This window comes from Streptomyces albicerus (assembly GCF_008905045.1).
GTDB classification, from domain to species: Bacteria; Actinomycetota; Actinomycetes; order Streptomycetales; family Streptomycetaceae; genus Streptomyces; species Streptomyces albicerus.
Genome location: NZ_VWMY01000071.1, coordinates 17,147 through 35,934, shown reverse-complemented (window position 1 = coordinate 35,934; position 18,788 = coordinate 17,147). Strand labels below are relative to the sequence as shown.

Here is an 18,788-nt window from a genome sequence, read left to right as displayed (position 1 = left end):
TCGGGTCACTCCAGGTGGACGGGCAGCGCGGCCGGACCCCGGCTCATGAAGTCGCCCGCGCGGCGGAATCGGAAACCGGGCTCCAGCCTCAGCCCGGGAAAGCGGTCGATCAACACCTCGGCGGCCACCCGGAGTTGGAGCCGGGTCAGGGACGCGCCGAGGCAGGCGTGCGGCCCCTTGCCGAAGGCCAGGTGGGCGCGCAGCCCCGGCCGCCCGGGGCGGAACGCGTCGGCGTCCTCGCCCCAGCGCGCCGGGTCGCGATTGGCGGAGGCGACGACGGCGACAACCCGCTCCCCGGCCCGTATCGGGGTGTCCGCGAGGACGCCGTCACAGGTCGCGGTGCGCATCTGCCACAGCGCGGGCGGATCGAGCCGCAGCGACTCCTCGATCGCCTCCGGCAGCCCGACGGCCCGCCAGTGGTCCGCGCGCAGGAGCCGGATCACCAGATTCCCCAGCGCGTGACGGAGGTTGGGGACCCCGGCGACGATCAGGAAGTGCAGGAAGGTGACGGCCTCGGCCCTGTCGAGCTGACCGAGTACGCCGCTGAGAGCGGGCCCGTCGGAGGCCCGGCGCGCCCACTCCTCGAACCCGGGCCACTCCGGCCGGGCCCGCTGCCCGAGCAGATCGGTGAAGGCGGCGGCCCAGCGGTCGTACTCCGCCGCATCCGCCTCCGTCACTTCGCAGAAGGCCGCCAGCACGGCACGCGGCAGCGGCGCGGTGAACGCGGCGACGAGGTCCACCGAGCCCTCGCCGTGCCTGAGTTGATCGGCGAGGACCTCGGCCCGCTTCCGTACGACGGGCTCCAGCGCCTCCACCGTGGTGCGCGCGAAGGCGGGCGAGAGGAGGCGGCGCAGCCGAGTGTGCCCGGGCGGGTCCAGCTGGGAGAGGGCCAACTCCCGTTCCGCTTCAGGGGTGTTCGGCACGGAGGTGTTGTTGCGGCGGCTCGACCATGCCTGCGGATCCGCGAGAACCGTCCGTACGTCCGCGTCCCGGACCACGACGTGCCAGCCGGGCAGTGGCGTGGACACCGGCCGGTCGCGACGCAGGGCGGCGAGCCGCGGATACGGGTCGTCGGTGTGGCTGAGGTCGAGCGGGTTGAACGCGAGGGCCACCCGGTTCACAGGCCCTCCCTCCTTACCGCGGCGGCCAGTTCGGGCGCGGTGACCGGCTGGGGCGCGGGGCGCCGGACGAGGTCCGGATAGCCGAGCCGCGCGGTGAGGTCCTGCCAGATCTGGCTGAGCGTGAGGTGGTACTGGCTCGCGCGGAGCGGATCGTCGCCCGCCTCGATCGCGGCCGCCGTCGCCCGCAGGGCGCGTCGAACCCCGTCCGGCCAGACCTGTGCGTACACCTCCCGGAGTGTGGGCGCCTCGGTGGGGCCGACCGCTTGCACGCCGGGGAGCCGCACCAGGTCGAGGGCTTCGGCGTCGAAGTCCAGTTCGCCGTCGTCCCCGCGGGGTGCGGGCAGCGCCGGGCTCCACAGCACCGGGCCGTGCGTACTGGCCAGGGTCAGGGTGCCGCCGGTGAAGCCGAGGGCGGCCCGGTGCAGCAGGTGGGTGTGGTTGTCGGGGTCCTCGGGGTCGAGCTGGTTGAGCACACGCAGGGTGAGGGGGACGCCGGCGAGGCGCCCCTCCAGCGTGCTGAAGGGACCGCCGCCCGGAGCCGGGTCGGTCAGCTGCCAGGGGCGCAGCCCGCCGACGGCCTGACCCAGGATGTCGACGAGGTCGTACGAGACATGGATGGCGCAGGCACCCTCCGCGTACAACAGTTCCTGCCGCTCGGTGAGATGGCGGGCGGCGGCGAGGAAACGGCGTACCGGTGTGAGGTGCGGATAGAAGGTGTTGAGCCGGTACTGGACGCCGTGCCGGCGCGCGGTGCGCAGGCAGTCGGCCAGCTCGCTCCGGTGGATCGGATGCTCGTGCAGGACGTGCACTCCGCGTGCCATCAGGTGCTGGGCGAGGGCGGCGCCGTCCCCGCCGCCGACGCCGTTGGGCACCACCACGCAGGCCAGGTCGGCCAGTTCGGGTACGTCGTCGGGATCGGTCAGGAGGGGGACGCCGTAACGTTCGGCGCACGCTTTGGAGCGGGCGCTGCCCCGGCCGAGGATCCCGGTGAGCCGGAACGGGAAGTCCGGCTCCGGCTCGAGCGGCTTTTGGAAGGCGCTGAGATACACGCGGCCGAAGCCGGTGCCGCAGACGACGACTCGGGTCACAGGATTCCTTCTTCTACGGGGAGTTCGGCCAGGGGCCCGTCCAGCAGTCGCAGCCCGGTGACGGCGGGCGCCTCGGCGATGCGTCGCGCGATGCGCGAGGGTTCCGGGAGCCCGGCGAAGTGGAGCTGTCCGGGCGGGAGTTCACCGCTCAGCAGGGCGAGCGCCGCGTGCGCGGCCGTGGTGCCGGTGAGGGCGGAGGAGTCCGTACCGGTGAGCACGAGGCCGCGCCCGTCCAGCTCGCAGGTCACCACCTGGTGGGGCGAGCGCCCCGCGAGGTCGGTGAGCGTCGCGCGGGACAGCTCGGCCGCCGCCTCGTCCACCGTGCGGCCCGGTGGGAGCCCGGCACGGTAACGGTCGAGGATCGCGCGGGCGTGCTCGCCGCCGAACACGGTGTACCAGCGCACCTCGCCGACGCTGTACCGGCGGGCGACGCCCATGGCCTCCTCGGTCAGGTACGGGATGGCCGTCACGGTCCCGGGAAAGTACGGCAGCCGCGCGTCGCGCTCGACGGCGAGCGCACCCGGCACTCTGCGCCCGCCGCGCCAGACGGCGGTCACCTCGCCGCCCGGCCGGGCGAGCCGTTCCATGAAGTCCCGCGCGGCCGCGGGCGGGAAGTGCGGCAGCCCGCCGACGCGCACGGTGAGCGCCGCACGAGCCGTTTCGGCGCGGTCCGCGGTCGCGTCACCGTCCGCGGACACGCCGGGCTCGGTGAGCGCGCCGCCGGTCGCCGGATCCCCGGCGGCCCGTGCCCCGGTGGGCGCCTCGCCCGAGGTGGCCGTCGCCGTCGCGGGCACCGCGGCCGAGGCGCCGGCCTGCCCGCGAGGGACCGGGACACCGGTGGCGCGGCCGTCGAGGAGACGACCGCCGCTCGCAGAGTCGGGGCGCCCACCCGCGGACCACGCGGCCGAGGGAGCCGGCCCGGCGATCCGATCGCCGGCCGACCGCCTGCCGGTGGCCGTCGGGCCGAGCGGGGCCGGTGCGGGTGTCTGCCGCGCATGGCCGGCCCGGCCGCCCGGCACGGTCACCCGTGCGGGGGCGCCGAGGCCGGGCGCCTCCCCACCGAAAGCCCACATGCCGGCGTTCCTCCGGGCGGTGGCTCCGTCCGCCACCAGCAGCCCCGGCAGCAGCCCCGCCAGTCCCGGCATCAACCCCGCCCCGATCACTGTCGTGCGCCACCGCAGCAGCCGGGCGTACGGCGGCGGTCCGGGCAGCTCGGCCGTGTCGTTGACGTCGACCAGGTCCGCGCCCGCCGCCAGGGCGGCCGCCGCCACCCAGTGGCCGACGGCCCGGACCGGCCCGGCGGCGTTGACCACCACCCGGCACTCGGCGCAGAACGCGGCCAGGGCCGAGGCATCGGTCACGTCCACCGGCTCGGACCACAGCCGGGCCCCCGCGGGCAGTGGCCGGTCCGGCGGGCGGCGCACGGCCGCCCGCACCGGCCCGACCCCGAGCCGGAGCAGCTCGTTGAGCACGGCCCGGCCCACCGCCCCGGCCGCGCCGACGACACCCACCGCGACCGGGGCCGTACGCCCGCGGTTCACGGCGTGCCCCCGGCCGCCGCCGCGACCTCCGCCACCTGCGGCGCGCGCAGGCAGCTGAAGTGGTCGCCCTCGACATCGACCACTGTCAGATCGCCGAGGCACACCTCGCGCCACAGCTCGTCCGCCTCCTGCCCGAACCCCGCCAGGAACCGCAGCCGCCCGCGCGGCCGGACGAGGGTGATGTCCCCGGCGTACGGCTCCGTGGTGTGCAGTGAGGCGGCCGCGAAGGCGTGCCGGAACACCCGGTACAGGCCCGGCACATGGGCCGCGTCGCCGTCCCCGCCGAGTGTGCGGGCGATCGCGGCGAGCCGCTCCTGCTGCGGCAGTTCGGCCAGGGCCCGCATCCGGCGGGCCACCGCCTCGAGTCGCGGCTCACCGCACAGGGCGGCGAAGGCCCCGGCCTCGACCCTGCCCGGCGTGGCGTCGAGGATCGCGCGCAGCGCCGCCCCCAGCTCCTCCTCGTCGTCCGGGTATCCGGCGGCCGCCGGGGCCGCGCCGAGCACCCGGGCGAAGGCGTGCTCGATCAGCAGCTCGTCCTCGCAGACGAACGCGGGCGGGCTGCTGCTGACCACCGTCAGCCGCTCGACGAGCGCCCCGCCCTCGGTGAGCTGCCGGGCGATCTCCGTGGCGAGCTGCCCGCCCAGGCAGTAGCCGGTGAGCCGGAACCGGTCCGCTCCGGTGGCGGTCAGCCGCCGTACGTGCTCGGCCGCGAGCCGCTCCACGAACCGGTCCGCCGGGATGTCCACGCAGGTGTCGACGTCACCGACGGCGAGGCCGACCAGCGGGCCGTACGAGCCGAGCGCTCCGGCCAGTTCACGGTACGGAGCCATGGTGCCGATGCCCTCGTGCACCAGCACCTGGAGGACCCCGCCCCCGCTGTCAGGGGCGGCGGGGTCCTCGACGAGCGTTAGCAGGGCACTCGCCGATCCGCCGCCTTCCGAACCGATGGCATCGGACGTGGCGCCGCCCCGCAGATGGCGTGCGAGATCCGCGACCGTCGGCCGGTTCAGCAACTCCCGCAGCAGTGTGTCGAACTGCTGGTCCGCCGCCTCCGGGAGCTCCTCGATCAGCCGGGCCGACAGCTGTGCGAGGACCAGGGAGTCGGCGCCCAGGTCGAACAGGCTCCTGTCCCTGGCCACCGAGGCCACCCCGAGTGCCCGTGCCACCACCTCCGTGAGCCGCTGCTCCAACTCGTCGGCGGGCTCGGCGGATTCGGCGGCCGCCTCGGTCGTGTTCGCCACCTCGTCCGGCACGGCGGCCCACGTCGCGAGGGTCTTGCGGTCCACCTTTCCATTGGCGGTGAGCGGCAGTTCGTCGACGATGTGCAGCGCGGCGGGGAGCATGTAGACAGGCAGCCGCGCCGCCAGATGCTCGGCGAGCGCGAACGGGTCGACGGGGCTGCGGTCGCTCTTGAACCGTACGGCGAAGGCGTGCTGGCCCAGCGGCTCCAGCGCGTGGCCCGGCTCGGGCAGGCACACCTCGGTCCGCCCGCCGGCCTCCTCGAAGAGCCGCAGCCACTGTTCCCTCGTCACGAAGGTGGCGTCCGCGCCATCGGCGTCGTCGGCGCGGCGCAGATCCTCCGCGCCGGTCATCATGAACGCCTGCGAGATCAGGATCTCGTAGTGCTCCCGGGTCGGTTCGGTGACCAGCAGCAGCCCGCCCGGAGCCAGCAGGGAGCGCAGCGCGGTGAGCGCCGCCGCCGTGTCCCGGGCGTTGTTGAGCACACCCGCGCACACCACCACGTCGAAGGAGCCGGTGACGAGGCCCTGCTCACGGGGACTGGCGTCCACGTCGTACAGGCCGTACCGCAGTCGCGGGTCGTCCCCGAACCGCTCCCGCGCCCGCTCCAGGAAGAAGGGACTGACGTCGGTGAAGAGCCACTCCACCGGGAAGCCGTCCAGCGCGGGCAGTGCCCCGGCCGTGCTCGCCCCGGTCCCGGCGCCGACCTCGAGGACCCGCAGCGGACGGCCGGGCGGCAGCTCTTCGGCCGCCGTGCTCAGGGCCTCGGCCACTACTCGGTTGAGGTACGCGGACATCACGTTCTCGCGGTAGGCGGCGTCCGCGGTCTCCATCGTGGCGCCGGGGAAGAGCAGGTCCACGGCGGCGACCCGGTCGTCCATCAGCGCGTCCAACTGGTCGGCGTTGGAACGGAGATAGTCGAGAAGCTCCGTCGGCCCGAGCTCGTCGCTCCACACGTCGGCGACTCGCTGCCACCCGGCGGCCGGGGACAGGCGACCGACGCCGTCGGACAGCCGGTAGCGCCCGCTCTCCGGATCGCGCGCCAAGAGGCCTTCACCGCTCAGCACCCGCAGCCATCGCCGTATCACCCGGTGATGACGCGGTGCGGCGGCCGCTGCCAGCACCTCGTCCACGGAGTGCGCGGCACCGGCATCGGCGAACAGCCCCCGGGCGCGCAGCGCGTCGAGCATGGAGGTGAGCGACGCCTCGTCCAGGAGCCGGGCGAAGTCGGCGACGCGCCGCGGCTCGTCGACTCCCGCGGCGTCTGCGGCCGCCCGGGCCCGCCGCTCCAACTTGTCGTCCGGCGAAGACCTGTCGTCCGGCGACGATGCCTCGGCGATCCGCCCCGGCTCGGCGAAGGCGACCAGCCGGCGCTCCAGCGGCGAGTCGCCCACCGCCAGGACGGCGGCCGCGCCCACCGCCGCGTGGCCGGTCAACGCGGCCTCGATCTCGGCGAGTTCGATGCGATGTCCGCGGATCTTGACCTGGCCGTCCTCGCGCCCGAGGAACTCGATGTCGCCGCCGGGCAGATACCGGCCCAGGTCGCCGGTGCGGTACAGCCGCTCGCCGGTGACCGGATGGCCGACGAAGCTGCGCGCGGTGGCCTCCCGGTCCCCGTGGTAGCCGATCGCGAGGCCGCTGCCGCCGATGTACAGCTCGCCCGGCACCCAGTCGGGGCGGGGCCGCAGCGCCTCGTCGAGGACGTGGAAGGTCTGGTTGGCGAGCGGACGGCCGTACAGGATGCTCGGGCGGTCCGGGTCGACGGGCTGCTCGATGGGGTGGTGGATGGACCAGATCGCCGCCTCGGTGGCCCCGCCGAGGCTGATCAGCCGCAGCCCGGGCAGCAGCGCCCGCACCCGGTCCGGCAGGCGTACCGGGATCCAGTCGCCGGACAGCAGCCCGAGCCGCAGCCCCGCGAGAGCGGCGACGTGCCCGGACCCTGTGCCGGACGCGAGGAAGTCGTAGAGCATCTGCAGTTGCGCGGGCACCGAGTTCCACAGCGTCACCCGGTGCCGGGCCGCGAGGTCGGACCAGTGCGAGGGATCGCCGCGCCGCTCGGGATCCGGCAGCACCAGGGCGCCGCCGTGGGCGAGCGGGCCGAAGACGTCGTACACGGACAGGTCGAAGCCGAGCTGGGCGAGCGCGAGGACCCGGTCGTCGGGGCCGACGCCGAAGCGGTCGTCGATGTCGGCGACGGTGTTCAGCGCCGCCCGGTGGGACACCTCGACGCCCTTGGGCTCACCGGTCGAACCGGAGGTGTAGATGATGTACGCCGCGTCGTCGGGGTCCACCGGCCGGGGCTCCGCCGCATCCGACGGCTCCAGCGCGTCGACGGCGATCGAAGGCACCTCGTACGCGTCGGCGAGCCGGGGCTGTGTCAGGACGGCGACCGCCCCGCTCGACGCGAGCACCCGCGCACGCCGGGCGGGCGGATGGACCGTGTCGACCGGCACATACACACCACCCGCGTCCAGCGTGCCCAGCACGGCCGGGATCTGCTCCCAGCCCTTGTCCATGACGATCGCGACCCGGTCGCCCGGCACGACTCCGGCATCCCGCAGGCGCGCGGCAACCGCCCTTGAATGGGCTAGGAGTTGGGCGTACGTGAGGGTGCGGTCCGGCGCGATGACCGCGGGCCGCTCCGGATGTGCGGCGGCCGCGGCGAACACCCGGTCGTGCAGCAGCCCTTCCGGCAGCGGCCGGTCGGTGGCGTTGACCTCGGCGCGCCGGGCCGCCTGCGCGGCGGGAAGCGGCACCGGGTCGGTGCTCCGCCACGGTGCGTCGGAGGCCGCCAACTCCCGTACGAGAGCGGCGTACGCGGCGAACGCGTCGTCGACGAGCCCGTCCGGGAGGACCCCCTCGCGGACGTCCCAGCCGAGCAGGACCTCGCCCCCGGACTCCATGACCTGGCAGTCGATCCACACTTGCGGGGTCTGGGTGACGCCGTACACGACCTTGCCGGGGCCGCTCGCGGGTGCCTCCGCCCCCTGGAGGGTGCTGGTGAACACCACCGGCATGAGCGCCGGTCCTGTGCGCCGGCCCGCCTCGCGCAGCACCTCGACGCCCGAGTACAGCCCGTGGTCGAGGTCCTCGAAGAGCCGGGCGCCGAGCACGCGGGCGCGGTCGGTGAAGGGTGCCCGCGGATCGGGCTCGACGGCCAGCAGCGTCACGGAGGTGAAGTCGCCCACGACCCGGCCGATGTCGGGATGCACGGGCCGCTTGGCGAAGACGGGCAGGTTGAGGGTGAAGCGCGGCTTGGCGCTCCAGCGTCCGATCACCTCGGCGTAGGCGGCGAGGAGGACGTTGGAGACGGTCAGGTCGTGCGCGGCGGCCCGGTTTCGCAGCTGAGCGGCCTCGCCCGCCGACAGCCGGTCCGCGAGCCGCCGGAACCGCACCGCCTGGCCGGACTCCTCGGCCAGGACCGGCAGTTCGGGCGCGGGCGGCAGTGTGTCGACGCGGTCGAGCCAGTAGGCGCGGTCGCGGGCCCAGCGGGCGCTGTCCCGCAGCCGCCGCTCCGCGAGCACATGGTCCCGGAAGGAGATCGGCACCGGCTCCAGTGCCCGCTCCGGCCCGACGCACAACTGCTCCAGCTCGCCCAGCAGTTGCTGCACACCCGAGAAGTCGGTGACCAGCAGGTCGACGGAGAGATGCACGAGCAGCCGCTCGGCGGAGTGGGTGAGCCGCACGTCGAACAGCGGCCACACCGCCGGGTCGTACGTGCGCTGCGACAACTCCTCGCGTATTCGGTCCGCACGGTCGGCCCCGGCCACCGGAATCTCGTACGGCGGCAGGTCCTTGAGCACCTGCTGGCCGTCCGGGTGGTACACGGTACGCAGTGCGGTGTGCCGCTCGACCAGCGCACGCCAGGCGTCTGCCGCCCGTTCGGGCGGGACACTGCCCGGGAGCGCGTACTCCAGGTAGGCGTGGCAGCCGATTTTGCCGTACGCGAACGCGTCCGTGCGGCCCAGCAGATACGACGACTGCACCTCGGTCAGCGGGAACGGCAGGTGCTCCCCGTCCGGATCGGGCACGAGGGGCTCGGCGAACGGGTCCCGCAGATAGGCCAGGACGGCGTCCCGGTCGGCGGCCAGCCGCTCGCGAAGGACGTCGGTGAGGGCGCCCTGCGGCGCGCGGAAGCGCAGCCTGCCGTCCTCCTCCCACAACTCGACTCCAGCGGTGGCCAGTTCCGAAACCAGCTCGGCGGCGCTCACAGTTCTCCCTCTTCCCAGGTGGGGTTGGTGGTCTCGGCGGTGGTACGGGCGGTGTCGACGGCGGCCGCGAGCGCGGCGACGGTCGGGGCGGTGAAGAACACCCGCAACGGCACCTCCACGCCCGCGAGTTCGCGCAATCGGGCAATGAGGCGGGTGGCCAGGAGGCTGTCCCCGCCGGCCGCGAAGAAGCCCTCGTCGCGTCCCGCGGGCGGTCCCGAGGGCGTCAGCTCGGCCCAGAGAGCCGCGACGAGTTCTTCGGTACGTCCGCGGGGCGGGCCTCCGGCATCGGCGGGGGCGCTCCGCTCGGGCAGGGCGCTCCTGTCGGGAAGAGTGACCCGCTCCCCGTCCTTGAGGCCCGTGGCGAGGATCAGCGCGTCCCAGTCCCGTGCTTCGGACAGCTTCTCCAGCAGGGCAAGTTGGCGTGCGGCGAGTGCTTCGGGCAGCTCGTCGGGCAGCAGCCCGGTCACCGCGTCCCAGGTGAGGCGGAGCCCGTCGGCGTCCTCCAGGACCTGGTGGTCGAGCCAGACCTGCGGGGTCTGGGACACGGACCAGTACGGCGGGTCCAGCAGCCGGGCCCGGTCGTCGTCGATGCCGAGCGCGCTGGTGAACACCACCGGCATGGCCGCTGCGTCCGGGCCGCGTTCCAGGGCGAGTTGGCGCATGGCCCAGACCGCGGAGACCGAGCGGTGGTCGAGGTCGTTCCACAGGCGCGCCTGCAGCCCGCGCAGCCGTCCGAGCCAGGACTCACCCGCTCGCGGGTGGTGGGCGGCGAGCAGCAGCGAGGTGAAGTCTCCGGCGATCCGGTTGACGTGCGGGTGGATCTCCCGCCGGTCGAACAGGGTGAGATTGACGGTGAGTTCGGGACTCTCGGCGTGCTCGCCGAGCGCCTCGGCGTAGACGGCGAGCAACAGCACTGACGGCGTGACGCCGTATGCGCGGGCGCGTTCCCTGAGGCGAGCCCACACGTCCTGCGGCAGGTGGGTGGCGTGGCGTGCGAAGCGCGGCCTGCCCACGTCCGACGGCTCGCGCACGAGCGGGAGTCGGGGTGCAGGGGGCAGTCCGGGCAGCCGTTCACGCCAGTACGCCTGGTCTGCCTCCACCGTCTCCGGGACGGGCCGGGCCGACGCCAGGTAGTCCCGGAACGTCGGCTCCACGGGCGGCAGTTCGACGTCCGGATCGTCCCGCAGCATCCGCAGCTCGGTGAAGACGATCATCATGCTGAGACCGTCCAGGATCAGGTTGTCGAGACTGACGCCGATCCGGGTGCGGCGCCGCCCGTCCGGGGCGGTGTAGTGCACGGCCCGCACGTCGAACAGCGGCCAGCGCGCGGGGTCGAGGACCTGGTGGGACATCTCCTCACGCAGTGCCGCCAGGTGCTCCTCTCCCTCGGCGACGGGGACGGTGAACTCCGGTACCTGGGAAAGGACTTGCTGTCGTCCGTCCTCGTCGAAGACGGCCCGCAGCATGGGATGCCGGTCGATCAGCCGCCGCCAGGCCCGCTCGACGACCGAGATGTCGGTGTACTCCTCGTCGGTCTCGCTGTAGTAGTGCGAGCCGACGCCGCCCAGATCGAGCTGGGTGGTCCGCCCGATCCAGTAGGCCCGCTGCACGTCCGTCGCCGGGAACGGGTCGTACGCGTGGTCCGGGTCCGATACGAGTACGGGCGCGGACGGCTGCTCGCCGCCGAGCTCGCCTCCCTCTCCGAGGTCGAGCGTGGTGGCGTAGCCCTTGAGGACGGGGTGGGTGAACAGTCCGGCGATACGTGCCCCGCGTACCCCGGCGTCGCGCAGCCGGGCCACCAGCCGGGTGGCGAGCAGGCTGTCGCCGCCGAGGGCGAAGAAGTCGGCGTCCCTGCCGACCTGTTCGGCACCGAGCAGGTCCTGCCAGGCGTCGGCGAGGAGCTTCTCCACGGCGCCGGTCGGCTCTTCCCGCCCGCCGGGCGCGCTGCCGAGACCGGCCGCCCGTTCGGCGAGCGCGGTCCGGTCCACCTTGCCGTTGGCGGTGAGCGGCAGACCATCGGGCAGCGGGACGAGCGCGGAGGGCCGGGCGTGGGCGGGCAGGTGATCGGCGAGCCGCCGGTCCACCTCCGCGAGATCCGGCTCGGTCCCATCCGGCTCGGCCTCCGGCACCACGAAGGCGGTCAGCCGCTGCTGTCCCCGCGGGCCCGTAGCGACGGTGACCGCACGTGCGATCCCCGGCTGCGCGAGCAGGGCCGCGTCCACCTCGCCCAGCTCGGTGCGATGGCCGCGGATCTTGAGCTGATGGTCGCGCCGGCCCAGGAACTCCAGCAGCCCGTCGGGGCGGTAACGGCCCAGGTCCCCGGTGCGGTACCAGCGCGTCCCGGCCTGCGTGACGAACCGGTCGGCGGTGCGTGCGGGATCGCCCCGGTACCCGGTGGCCACCCCGGCCCCGCCGATCCACAACTCGCCCGGCACCCAGTCGGGGCAGTCCTCGCCGAGCGGACCGACGACCCGGAACCGCTGGCCGCGCAGCGGCGTCCCGTAGGGCACCGACGGCCAGGCCTCCGGGACCCCGGCCGTGGCGTCGTACGCGTTGGACCAGATGGCGGCCTCGGTGGCACCGCCCATGGCGATCAGACGGCAGCTGCCCTCGGACCCCTCGGACCCCCTGGTCCCTTCCGGCCCCTCCGCCCTGTCCGACCCCGCGGCCAGCCGCGCGGGCAGGTCGAGCGGGACCCAGTCCCCGGAGACCAGCGCGAGCCTGAGCCGCGGCGGGGCCTGCCCGTCGGAGACGGTGAGCAGCATGTCCAGGAGCATCGGGACGGAGTTCCAGACGGTGACACCGTGGCGTGCGGCCAGATCGCGCCACCGCTGGGCGTCCCTGCGCTCCTCCTCGCCGACCAGCACGAGCGCGCCGCCCGCGCCGAGCAGCCCGAAGATGTCGTACACGGACAGGTCGAAGTCGAGCGCCGAGACCGCCAGGACGCGGTCGCCGGGACCGACGCCGTGCCGGTCGTTGATGTCGTCGACCGTGTTGGCCGCCGCCCGGTGGGTGACCTCGACCCCCTTCGGCTCGCCGGTGGAGCCCGAGGTGAAGATCACGTACGCGCAGGAGTCCGGGTCGACGGCCACGGGAGCCTCCAGCGGAGCCGCCGGGCTGCCTGCGAGAAAGTCCGCGTCGAGCACGCAGCGGGCCCGCGAGGCATGGAGCATCCGCTCGCGCCGGACCGGAGGCTGGTCCGCGCCGACGGGCACGTACGCGGCGCCCGCCGCGAGCACACCCAGCACGGCGGCGATCTGCTCGGGGCCCTTGGGCAGCGACACGGCGACGGCGTCACCGGGCACGATTCCCCGGTCCCGCAGCGTGCCGGCGATCCGCAGGGCCCGCGTGCCCAACTCGCCCCGGGTCGTCGCACCGTCCTCTCCCCACAGCAGCGCGGGGGCGTCGGGATCGGCGGCGGCCCACTCGAAGAAGGCGGTGTGCAGGGCGTGTTGACCGCCCGGCCGCCCCGTGGCGTTGACCCGGTCCCGCACCTCCCGCTGGCCGGCGGGCCGCAGCTCGGACCGGGGCAACTGCCAATCCCCATCGGCGAGTTGATTCAGCAGCCGGTCGTAGGCGCCGGCCATCGTCTCGACCAGCCCCTCGGGGAACAGGTCGCGCACCGCGTCCCACTGGTGTCGCAGCGCCCCGTCCCGGCCCTCGTACACCTGGAGGTCGAGCCACACCTGCGGGGTCTGGCTGACGCCCCACACGCGCGGCGGGAAACCGTCGGGCGCGTCCATCGACACCCCGTCGTCGACGCCGAGGGCGCTGGTGAACACCACCGGCACGGCCGCGTCGCCCTCGCCGCGCGCCCGCGCCAGTTCACGCATCACCCACACCGCGGAGACCGAGCGGTGGTCGAGGTCGCGCCACAGCCGCTCCTGGAGTCCGCGTACCCGGGTCAGCCAGCTCTCGCCCGGTTGCGGGTGGTGGGCGGCGAGCAGGAGCGAGGTGAAGTCGCCGAGCACCCGGTTGATGTCCGGGTGGACCTCCTGCCGGTCGAACAGCGTGAGGTTCACGGTCAGTTCGGGACTCTCGCTCCACGTGCCGAGCACCTCCGCGTACGCGGCGAGGAGCAGCGCGGACGGGGTGATCCCGTGCTCGCGTGCGCGCTCCTTCAGTCGCCGCCAGTGCTCGGCAGGAAGCTCTCCGGGCGTGCGGACGAAGCGGGGGCGGTCGAGTGCGGCCGGGTCCCGGACGAGTGGCAGCCGGGGCGCCGGGGGCAGCCCGGGCAGCCGTTCACGCCAGTACGTCTGCGCCTCCTCCACCGCCTCGGGAGCGGGTTGCACCGAGGTCAGGTAGTCCCGGAACGTCGGCTCCACGGGCGGGAGTTCGGCGTCCGGATCGGCGTACAACATGCCAAGCTCGCTGAAGACGGTCATCATGCTGAGGCCGTCGAGGATCAGGTTGTCGAGGCTGACGCCGATCCGGGTGCGTTCGTCGCCGTACCGGACCGCCCGTACGTCGAACAGGGGCCAGCGGGTGGGGTCGAGGACTTGGTGGGACATCTCCTCGCGGAGAGTGGTGAGGTGTTCCTCCCCTTCGGCGACGGGGATGGTGAACTCCGGTACCCGGGCAAGGACTTGCTGTTGTCCGTCCTCGTCGAAGACGGCCCGCAGCATGGGATGCCGCCCGATCAGGTGCCGCCAGGCACGCTCAAGGCGTGGCAGGTCGACCGAGTCGCCGTCGAACTCCGAGTAGTAGTGCGAACCGACGCCGCCGAGCCGCATCTCCTCGGCCCGGCCGAGCCAATAGGCCCGCTGGACGTCGGTCGCCGGGAACGGGTCGTGGGCGTGGTCCGGGTCGGCGACGAGTGCCGAAGTGCCCTTCGGCTGCTCGTCGTTGAGACCTGCGAGGTCGAGCGTGGCGGCGTAGTCCTTGAGCACGGGACGGGTGAACAGCTCGGCGATCCGCGCGCCGCGCACGCCGTGCTCGGCGAGGCGGTGCAGCATCCGGGTGGCGAGCAGGCTGTCGCCGCCGAGCGCGAAGAAGTCGTCCTCGCGGTGAACGGTCCGGGTGCCCAGCAGCTCTCGCCACACCTCGGCGACGCGTTGTTCGGCGCCGGGGCGGGGCGGTGTGCCGTGCGTCGGGAGCGCCTCGGCCGCGGCGGTGTGCCGGGCGAGGAGTTCGCGTACCGAGCGCCGGTCCACCTTGCCGTTCGCGGTGAGCGGCATGACGGGTAGCAGGACCAGCCGGTCGGGGACCATGTACGAGGGCAGTTGCCCGGCGACCGCGTCCTGTACGGCCCCCGCGTCGCACGGCTCGGCGTCCGGATCGAGCACCGCGCGGATGAGCAGCGCGGGTTCCTGATCGCGTACGGCCGTGTCCACGCCGGTGAACCCGTGGCCGCGCAGCAGCTGTTCCCATGCGGCGGACGGCAGCAGCGGACTGCCGGCCGCCCGGCGGGCGGGGTCCGAGCCCGCGAACCCCCGGGTCGGCAGGGCCGCGCAGATCAGGCCGAGCGGCGGCAGGCTGCCCTGCTCCACGGCGAGCAGCAGGCCGCCGGGGGCCAGCAGGGCCGCCGCCTGGGCGGCCCCGGCGGCCGGGTCGTCGAAGGCGTGCAGTGCGCCGAGGGCGAGCACGGCGTCGAACGCGCCCGGCAACCCGTCGGGCAGCACGCCGTGCGGCAGGGCCTGGCACCGGACCTCGTGCGCGGCCAGCCGCTCCCGTGCCAGTCCGAGAAGGCTCGCGGAGGAGTCGAGCAGCGTGAACTCCACGGACCCGACGGGGAGTTGGTCGGCGACTCGTCGTACGCCGAGTCCACCCCGTGCCCCGACGACGGCGACTCGCGGTACACGGCCCAGCTCCCCGCCGAGCGTGCGCAGGGCCTCGGCGCAGTCGGCGGCGGCCGCGGCACTGGCGGGCAGCGCGTCGAGCGCGGCCTCCGGCGCGAGGACGGGGTCGTCGAGGAGCTCGAGCGGGTCGCGTACCCCCGTGAGCATCTCCCGCAGGTCCGGCAGCCGCTGGGTCAGACGGGCGAGGACGGGCTCGAGCCGGGTCCCGGCGACGCGTTCCGCCAGACCCCGGCCACCGGGTGACGTCTCGTCCGGTCCGTCAGGTGAGTTCACGTCCGGTCCACCGGCTGACGTCTCGTCCGGTCCGTCAGGTGAGTTCTCGTCCGGTCCGCCGGCTGATGTCACGTCAGGGTCGCCGGGCGCGGCCGGACTGTTCCCGTCAGGTGTGGCTGTCGCCCGCCCCGGCTCGGACACGTACCGCTGCCCGGAGCCCCGCAGCCAGTCCCGCCACAGATGGACGAGCCCCCGCATCCGCTCGTCGGGCCGTTCCCCGGCGGCATCCAGGATCCGGCCGATCACGGACGCGACGACCTCCGCCTCCAGCGGATCGGGCCGCGCGGCCGAGACCGACGACCGTACGCCGCCCCGCACCTGCTCCTTCGGACGCGTCGCGGGCGTGTAGGCGGCGACGAGCTGACGGTGCGCACCGTCGGTGACCGTCGCGACCGCCCGTCCGACCCCGGGCACGCCCTCCAGCGCGGCCTCGACCTCGCCCAGCTCCACCCGGTGGCCGCGCAGTTTGACCTGGGAGTCGGCGCGGCCGAGGAACTCGACGACGCCGCCCGGCCGGTACCGCGCGAGGTCGCCCGTGCGGTACCAGCGCTCGCCCTCGTACCGTGCGAACCGGTCGGCTGTGCGCTCCGGATCGCCCAGGTAGCCGTCGGCCACCCCGGCCCCGCCGATCCACAGTTCACCCGGCACCCAGTCGGGGCAGTCCCGGCCCCGGGCGTCGACGACCCGGCACCGCACGTTGCGCAGCGGAGTGCCGTACGGAACCGAGGTCCAGTCCTCGGGCACCGGGCCGGTGACCTCGCACACCGTGGAGTGGATAGCCGTCTCCGTGGTGCCGCCGAGCGCGACGAACCGGCAGCCGGGCGCCCGCGCCGCAAGGCGTCCGGGCAGGTCGACACCCACCCAGTCACCTCCGAGCAGCACCACCCGCAGCCCGGCGGCGCCGTCCCCGTCGATGCTGAGCAGCATGTCCAGGACGGAGGGCACGCAGTTGAGCACGGTGACGCCGTGCCGGGCCATCAGCGCGTGCCAGTGCGCCGCGTCCCGCCGGCCCGCCTCCCCGACGAGCACCACCGCCCCACCGACGGCGAGCGGCCCGAACAGGTCGTACACCGACAGGTCGAAGTCGAGGGCGGACAGCGCGAACGTACGGTCGTCGCCGCCCACGCCGAAGCGGTCGTTGAGGTCGTCGATCGTGTTGCGTGCCGCCCGGTGCGGGACGACGACGCCCTTGGGCTCACCGGTCGAGCCGGAGGTGAAGATGACGTACGCCGGATCGCCGTCCGGCACCGCCACCGCCTCCTTGACCGGCGCATACGTCACCGCGGTGGAAACGGTCAACGGCACCACGCCGTCGGGCAGCGGCTCGGCGTCCGCGGAGGCATCGGACATCTTGGAAGTCTCGGCCGCCTCCGGCACGAATGCGGCACGGACACCCGCCGTACGCAGGACGCGATCCCGGCGCGCCGCCGGATGGTCACGCCCGACCGGCACGTAGGCCGCGCCCGCGATCAGACAGCCCAGCACGGCGGCGATCTGGTCCGCCCCCTTGGGCAGACAGACGGCGACCCGGTCGCCGGGACCGACGGCGTGCGCGCCGAGCGCGGCTGCGATCCGCCGCGCCCGGCCGGCGAGTTCGCCGTACGACAGCGCCCCACCGGCCCTGTCCCCGGCTCTCTCGTCATCCGTGTCCCAGAGCAGCGCGGGCCGCTCCGGCTCGCGCTCCGCACGGCGCAGGAAGTCCTCGTGCAGCAGCAGCCCGCTGCGTGGCCCCTCGGTGTCGTTGGCACGCGTGCGTGCCTCCCGCCGGCCGTCCGGCAACAGATCCGGCACGGGCTCGCGCCAGGGCGCGTCCGCCGTGGCGAGACGCTCGACCAGCCCACGGAACGCGGCGAACATCGCGTCCAGCATCCCGTGGGGGAACGCCCGCTCCAGCGCGTCCCAGTTGACGAGCAGCCCGCCGTCGAGCTCGGTGACCTGGGCGTCCAGCCACACCTGCGGCCCCTGGGAGATGATCCACACGGGCCGTCCGAAGCACGTGCGCACATCCTCGGAGAACAGCTCGCCCAGATTGAGCGCGCTGGTGAACACGACGGGCGCGAGCACCCGTCCGCCGCCCCGCTGCGTGCGATTCAGGTCGCGCAGCACCTCCACACCGGAGTACGAGGCGTGCGCGGCGTCGGTGAGGAAGCGTTCCTGCACCGCCTGGGCCCGGTCCTGGAAGGAGCCTGTGCCGGACAGGTCAGCGGCGAGCAGCACCGACCCGGTGAAGTCGCCGACGAGCAGCGGCACATCGGGGTGCAGCGGCTCGCGGTCGAACAGCGGCACGTTGAGCAGGAAGCGGTGCTCGGCACTCCAGGCCGCGAGCACCTCGCAGTACGCGGCGGCCAGGGCCATGGCCGGAGTGACGCCGTGCCGGTGGGCGCGGGCGAACAGCGCCTCGCGCCGCTCGGGCGGCAGCCAGTGGTGGCGCCGGGTGACGCGGGGCCGCTCCGCCGCCTCCGCACCGGGCAGAACGGGCAGCGTCGGTGCGCCGGGCAGCTCCGGCAGCCGGGCGGCCCACCAGGCGCCGTCCCGCCTCCGGTCGCGCTCCCGCTCGGCGGAGGCGGCACGGTCGGCGAGGTAGCGGCGGTAGCTGTAGCCGATGGGGGAGAGGGCGTCGGCGCCGCTGTAGAGCGTGGCCAGGTCGGCGAGGAGGACGCGCAGGCTGAGCGCGTCGGCGGCGAGCATGTCGAGGTTGAGGTGCGTACGGGTGCGGCCGCCCGGCAGCAGCGACAACTGCACGTCGAACACCTCGCCGTCGCCGACCCGCAGCATGCGGTGCGACAGCTCGTCGCGCAGCCGCTCCAGCCGGCGGTCCGCCTCGTCCTCGGGCAGCTCGCGCAGATCGTGCACGCGCAGTCCCGGCCACGCGGCGGTCACGGGGGTGCGCTGGCGCCCGTCGTCACCGAACACGGCGCGCAGCTGCGCGTGCCGGGCGAGCAGGGCGCGTACGGCATGTTCCAGCCGCTGCGGGTCGACGCCCTCGCCGTCGAACTCGTTGTAGAAGTGGGCCGCCACGCCGCCGAGTTGGTGCTCCGTGCCGCGCCCCACCCAGTAGGCGTGCTGCATCAGCGCCAGATCGAAGGGCGACGCCTCGTCGGCGGGGATCTCGGCGGGGATCTCGGCGGGCGCCGCGGCCGGGGGAGCGGTGGCGTCGTCGGTACATCGCCCGGCGGCGAGCTCGGTCCAGGCGTGCAGGGTCGGTGTGCGGGCGAGTTCCGCGAACGTCAGGCGGATGCCGTCACGGCGCAGGGCGCCGGCCACGGTCATCAGCCGGATGGAGTCGAGTCCCTGCTCGATGAGGTTGTCGTCCGCTGCGACGCGCTCGGCGTCGGGACCGAGCCAGTCGGTGAGCAGAGGGCGGACCGATCGCAGGAGATCGCGTTCTGACACTTCGTTACCAGCCTTGCCTGTGGGGTGCCCGGACGTCGGGGATGGGGCGGAGACGGAGTGGTGGCATCCAGTTATTGAAAATGGTATTCATTTCCTACAACATCTTCGGTGGTGCGAACAAGCC

At 74.2% G+C, this 18,788-nt stretch carries 5 protein-coding genes; all 5 read right to left on the bottom strand.

Annotation, left to right across the window (positions count from 1 at the left end):
• Positions 1 to 5: 5 nt before the first annotated feature.
• The 5 genes from GAS53_RS44005 to GAS53_RS57125 are packed head-to-tail and all read right to left on the bottom strand — an operon-like array spanning position 6 to position 18,664.
• The gene (locus GAS53_RS44005) at positions 6 to 1,121 is read right to left on the bottom strand and encodes a cytochrome P450 (protein ID WP_151483392.1); all 1,116 of its coding nucleotides are present in this window, start codon (positions 1,119 to 1,121) and stop codon (positions 6 to 8) included.
• Positions 1,118 to 2,209, bottom strand: a complete 1,092-nt coding sequence (locus GAS53_RS44000; protein ID WP_151483391.1) for a Gfo/Idh/MocA family oxidoreductase — start codon at positions 2,207 to 2,209, stop codon at positions 1,118 to 1,120. Before GAS53_RS44000 ends, GAS53_RS44005 begins: the two co-directional genes overlap by 4 nt.
• Entirely contained in the window at positions 2,206 to 3,750 is a 1,545-nt protein-coding gene (locus GAS53_RS43995; RefSeq protein ID WP_192583549.1) for an NAD-dependent epimerase/dehydratase family protein, read from the bottom strand. The genes GAS53_RS44000 and GAS53_RS43995 overlap by 4 nt, the downstream gene beginning before the upstream one ends.
• Positions 3,747 to 9,200 (bottom strand): non-ribosomal peptide synthetase, encoded by a 5,454-nt coding sequence (locus tag GAS53_RS43990; protein ID WP_225859469.1) that lies wholly within the window; start codon positions 9,198 to 9,200, stop codon positions 3,747 to 3,749. The genes GAS53_RS43995 and GAS53_RS43990 overlap by 4 nt, the downstream gene beginning before the upstream one ends.
• Positions 9,197 to 18,664 (bottom strand): non-ribosomal peptide synthetase, encoded by a 9,468-nt coding sequence (locus tag GAS53_RS57125; RefSeq protein ID WP_151483389.1) that lies wholly within the window; start codon positions 18,662 to 18,664, stop codon positions 9,197 to 9,199. The genes GAS53_RS43990 and GAS53_RS57125 overlap by 4 nt, the downstream gene beginning before the upstream one ends.
• Positions 18,665 to 18,788 lie beyond the last annotated feature (124 nt).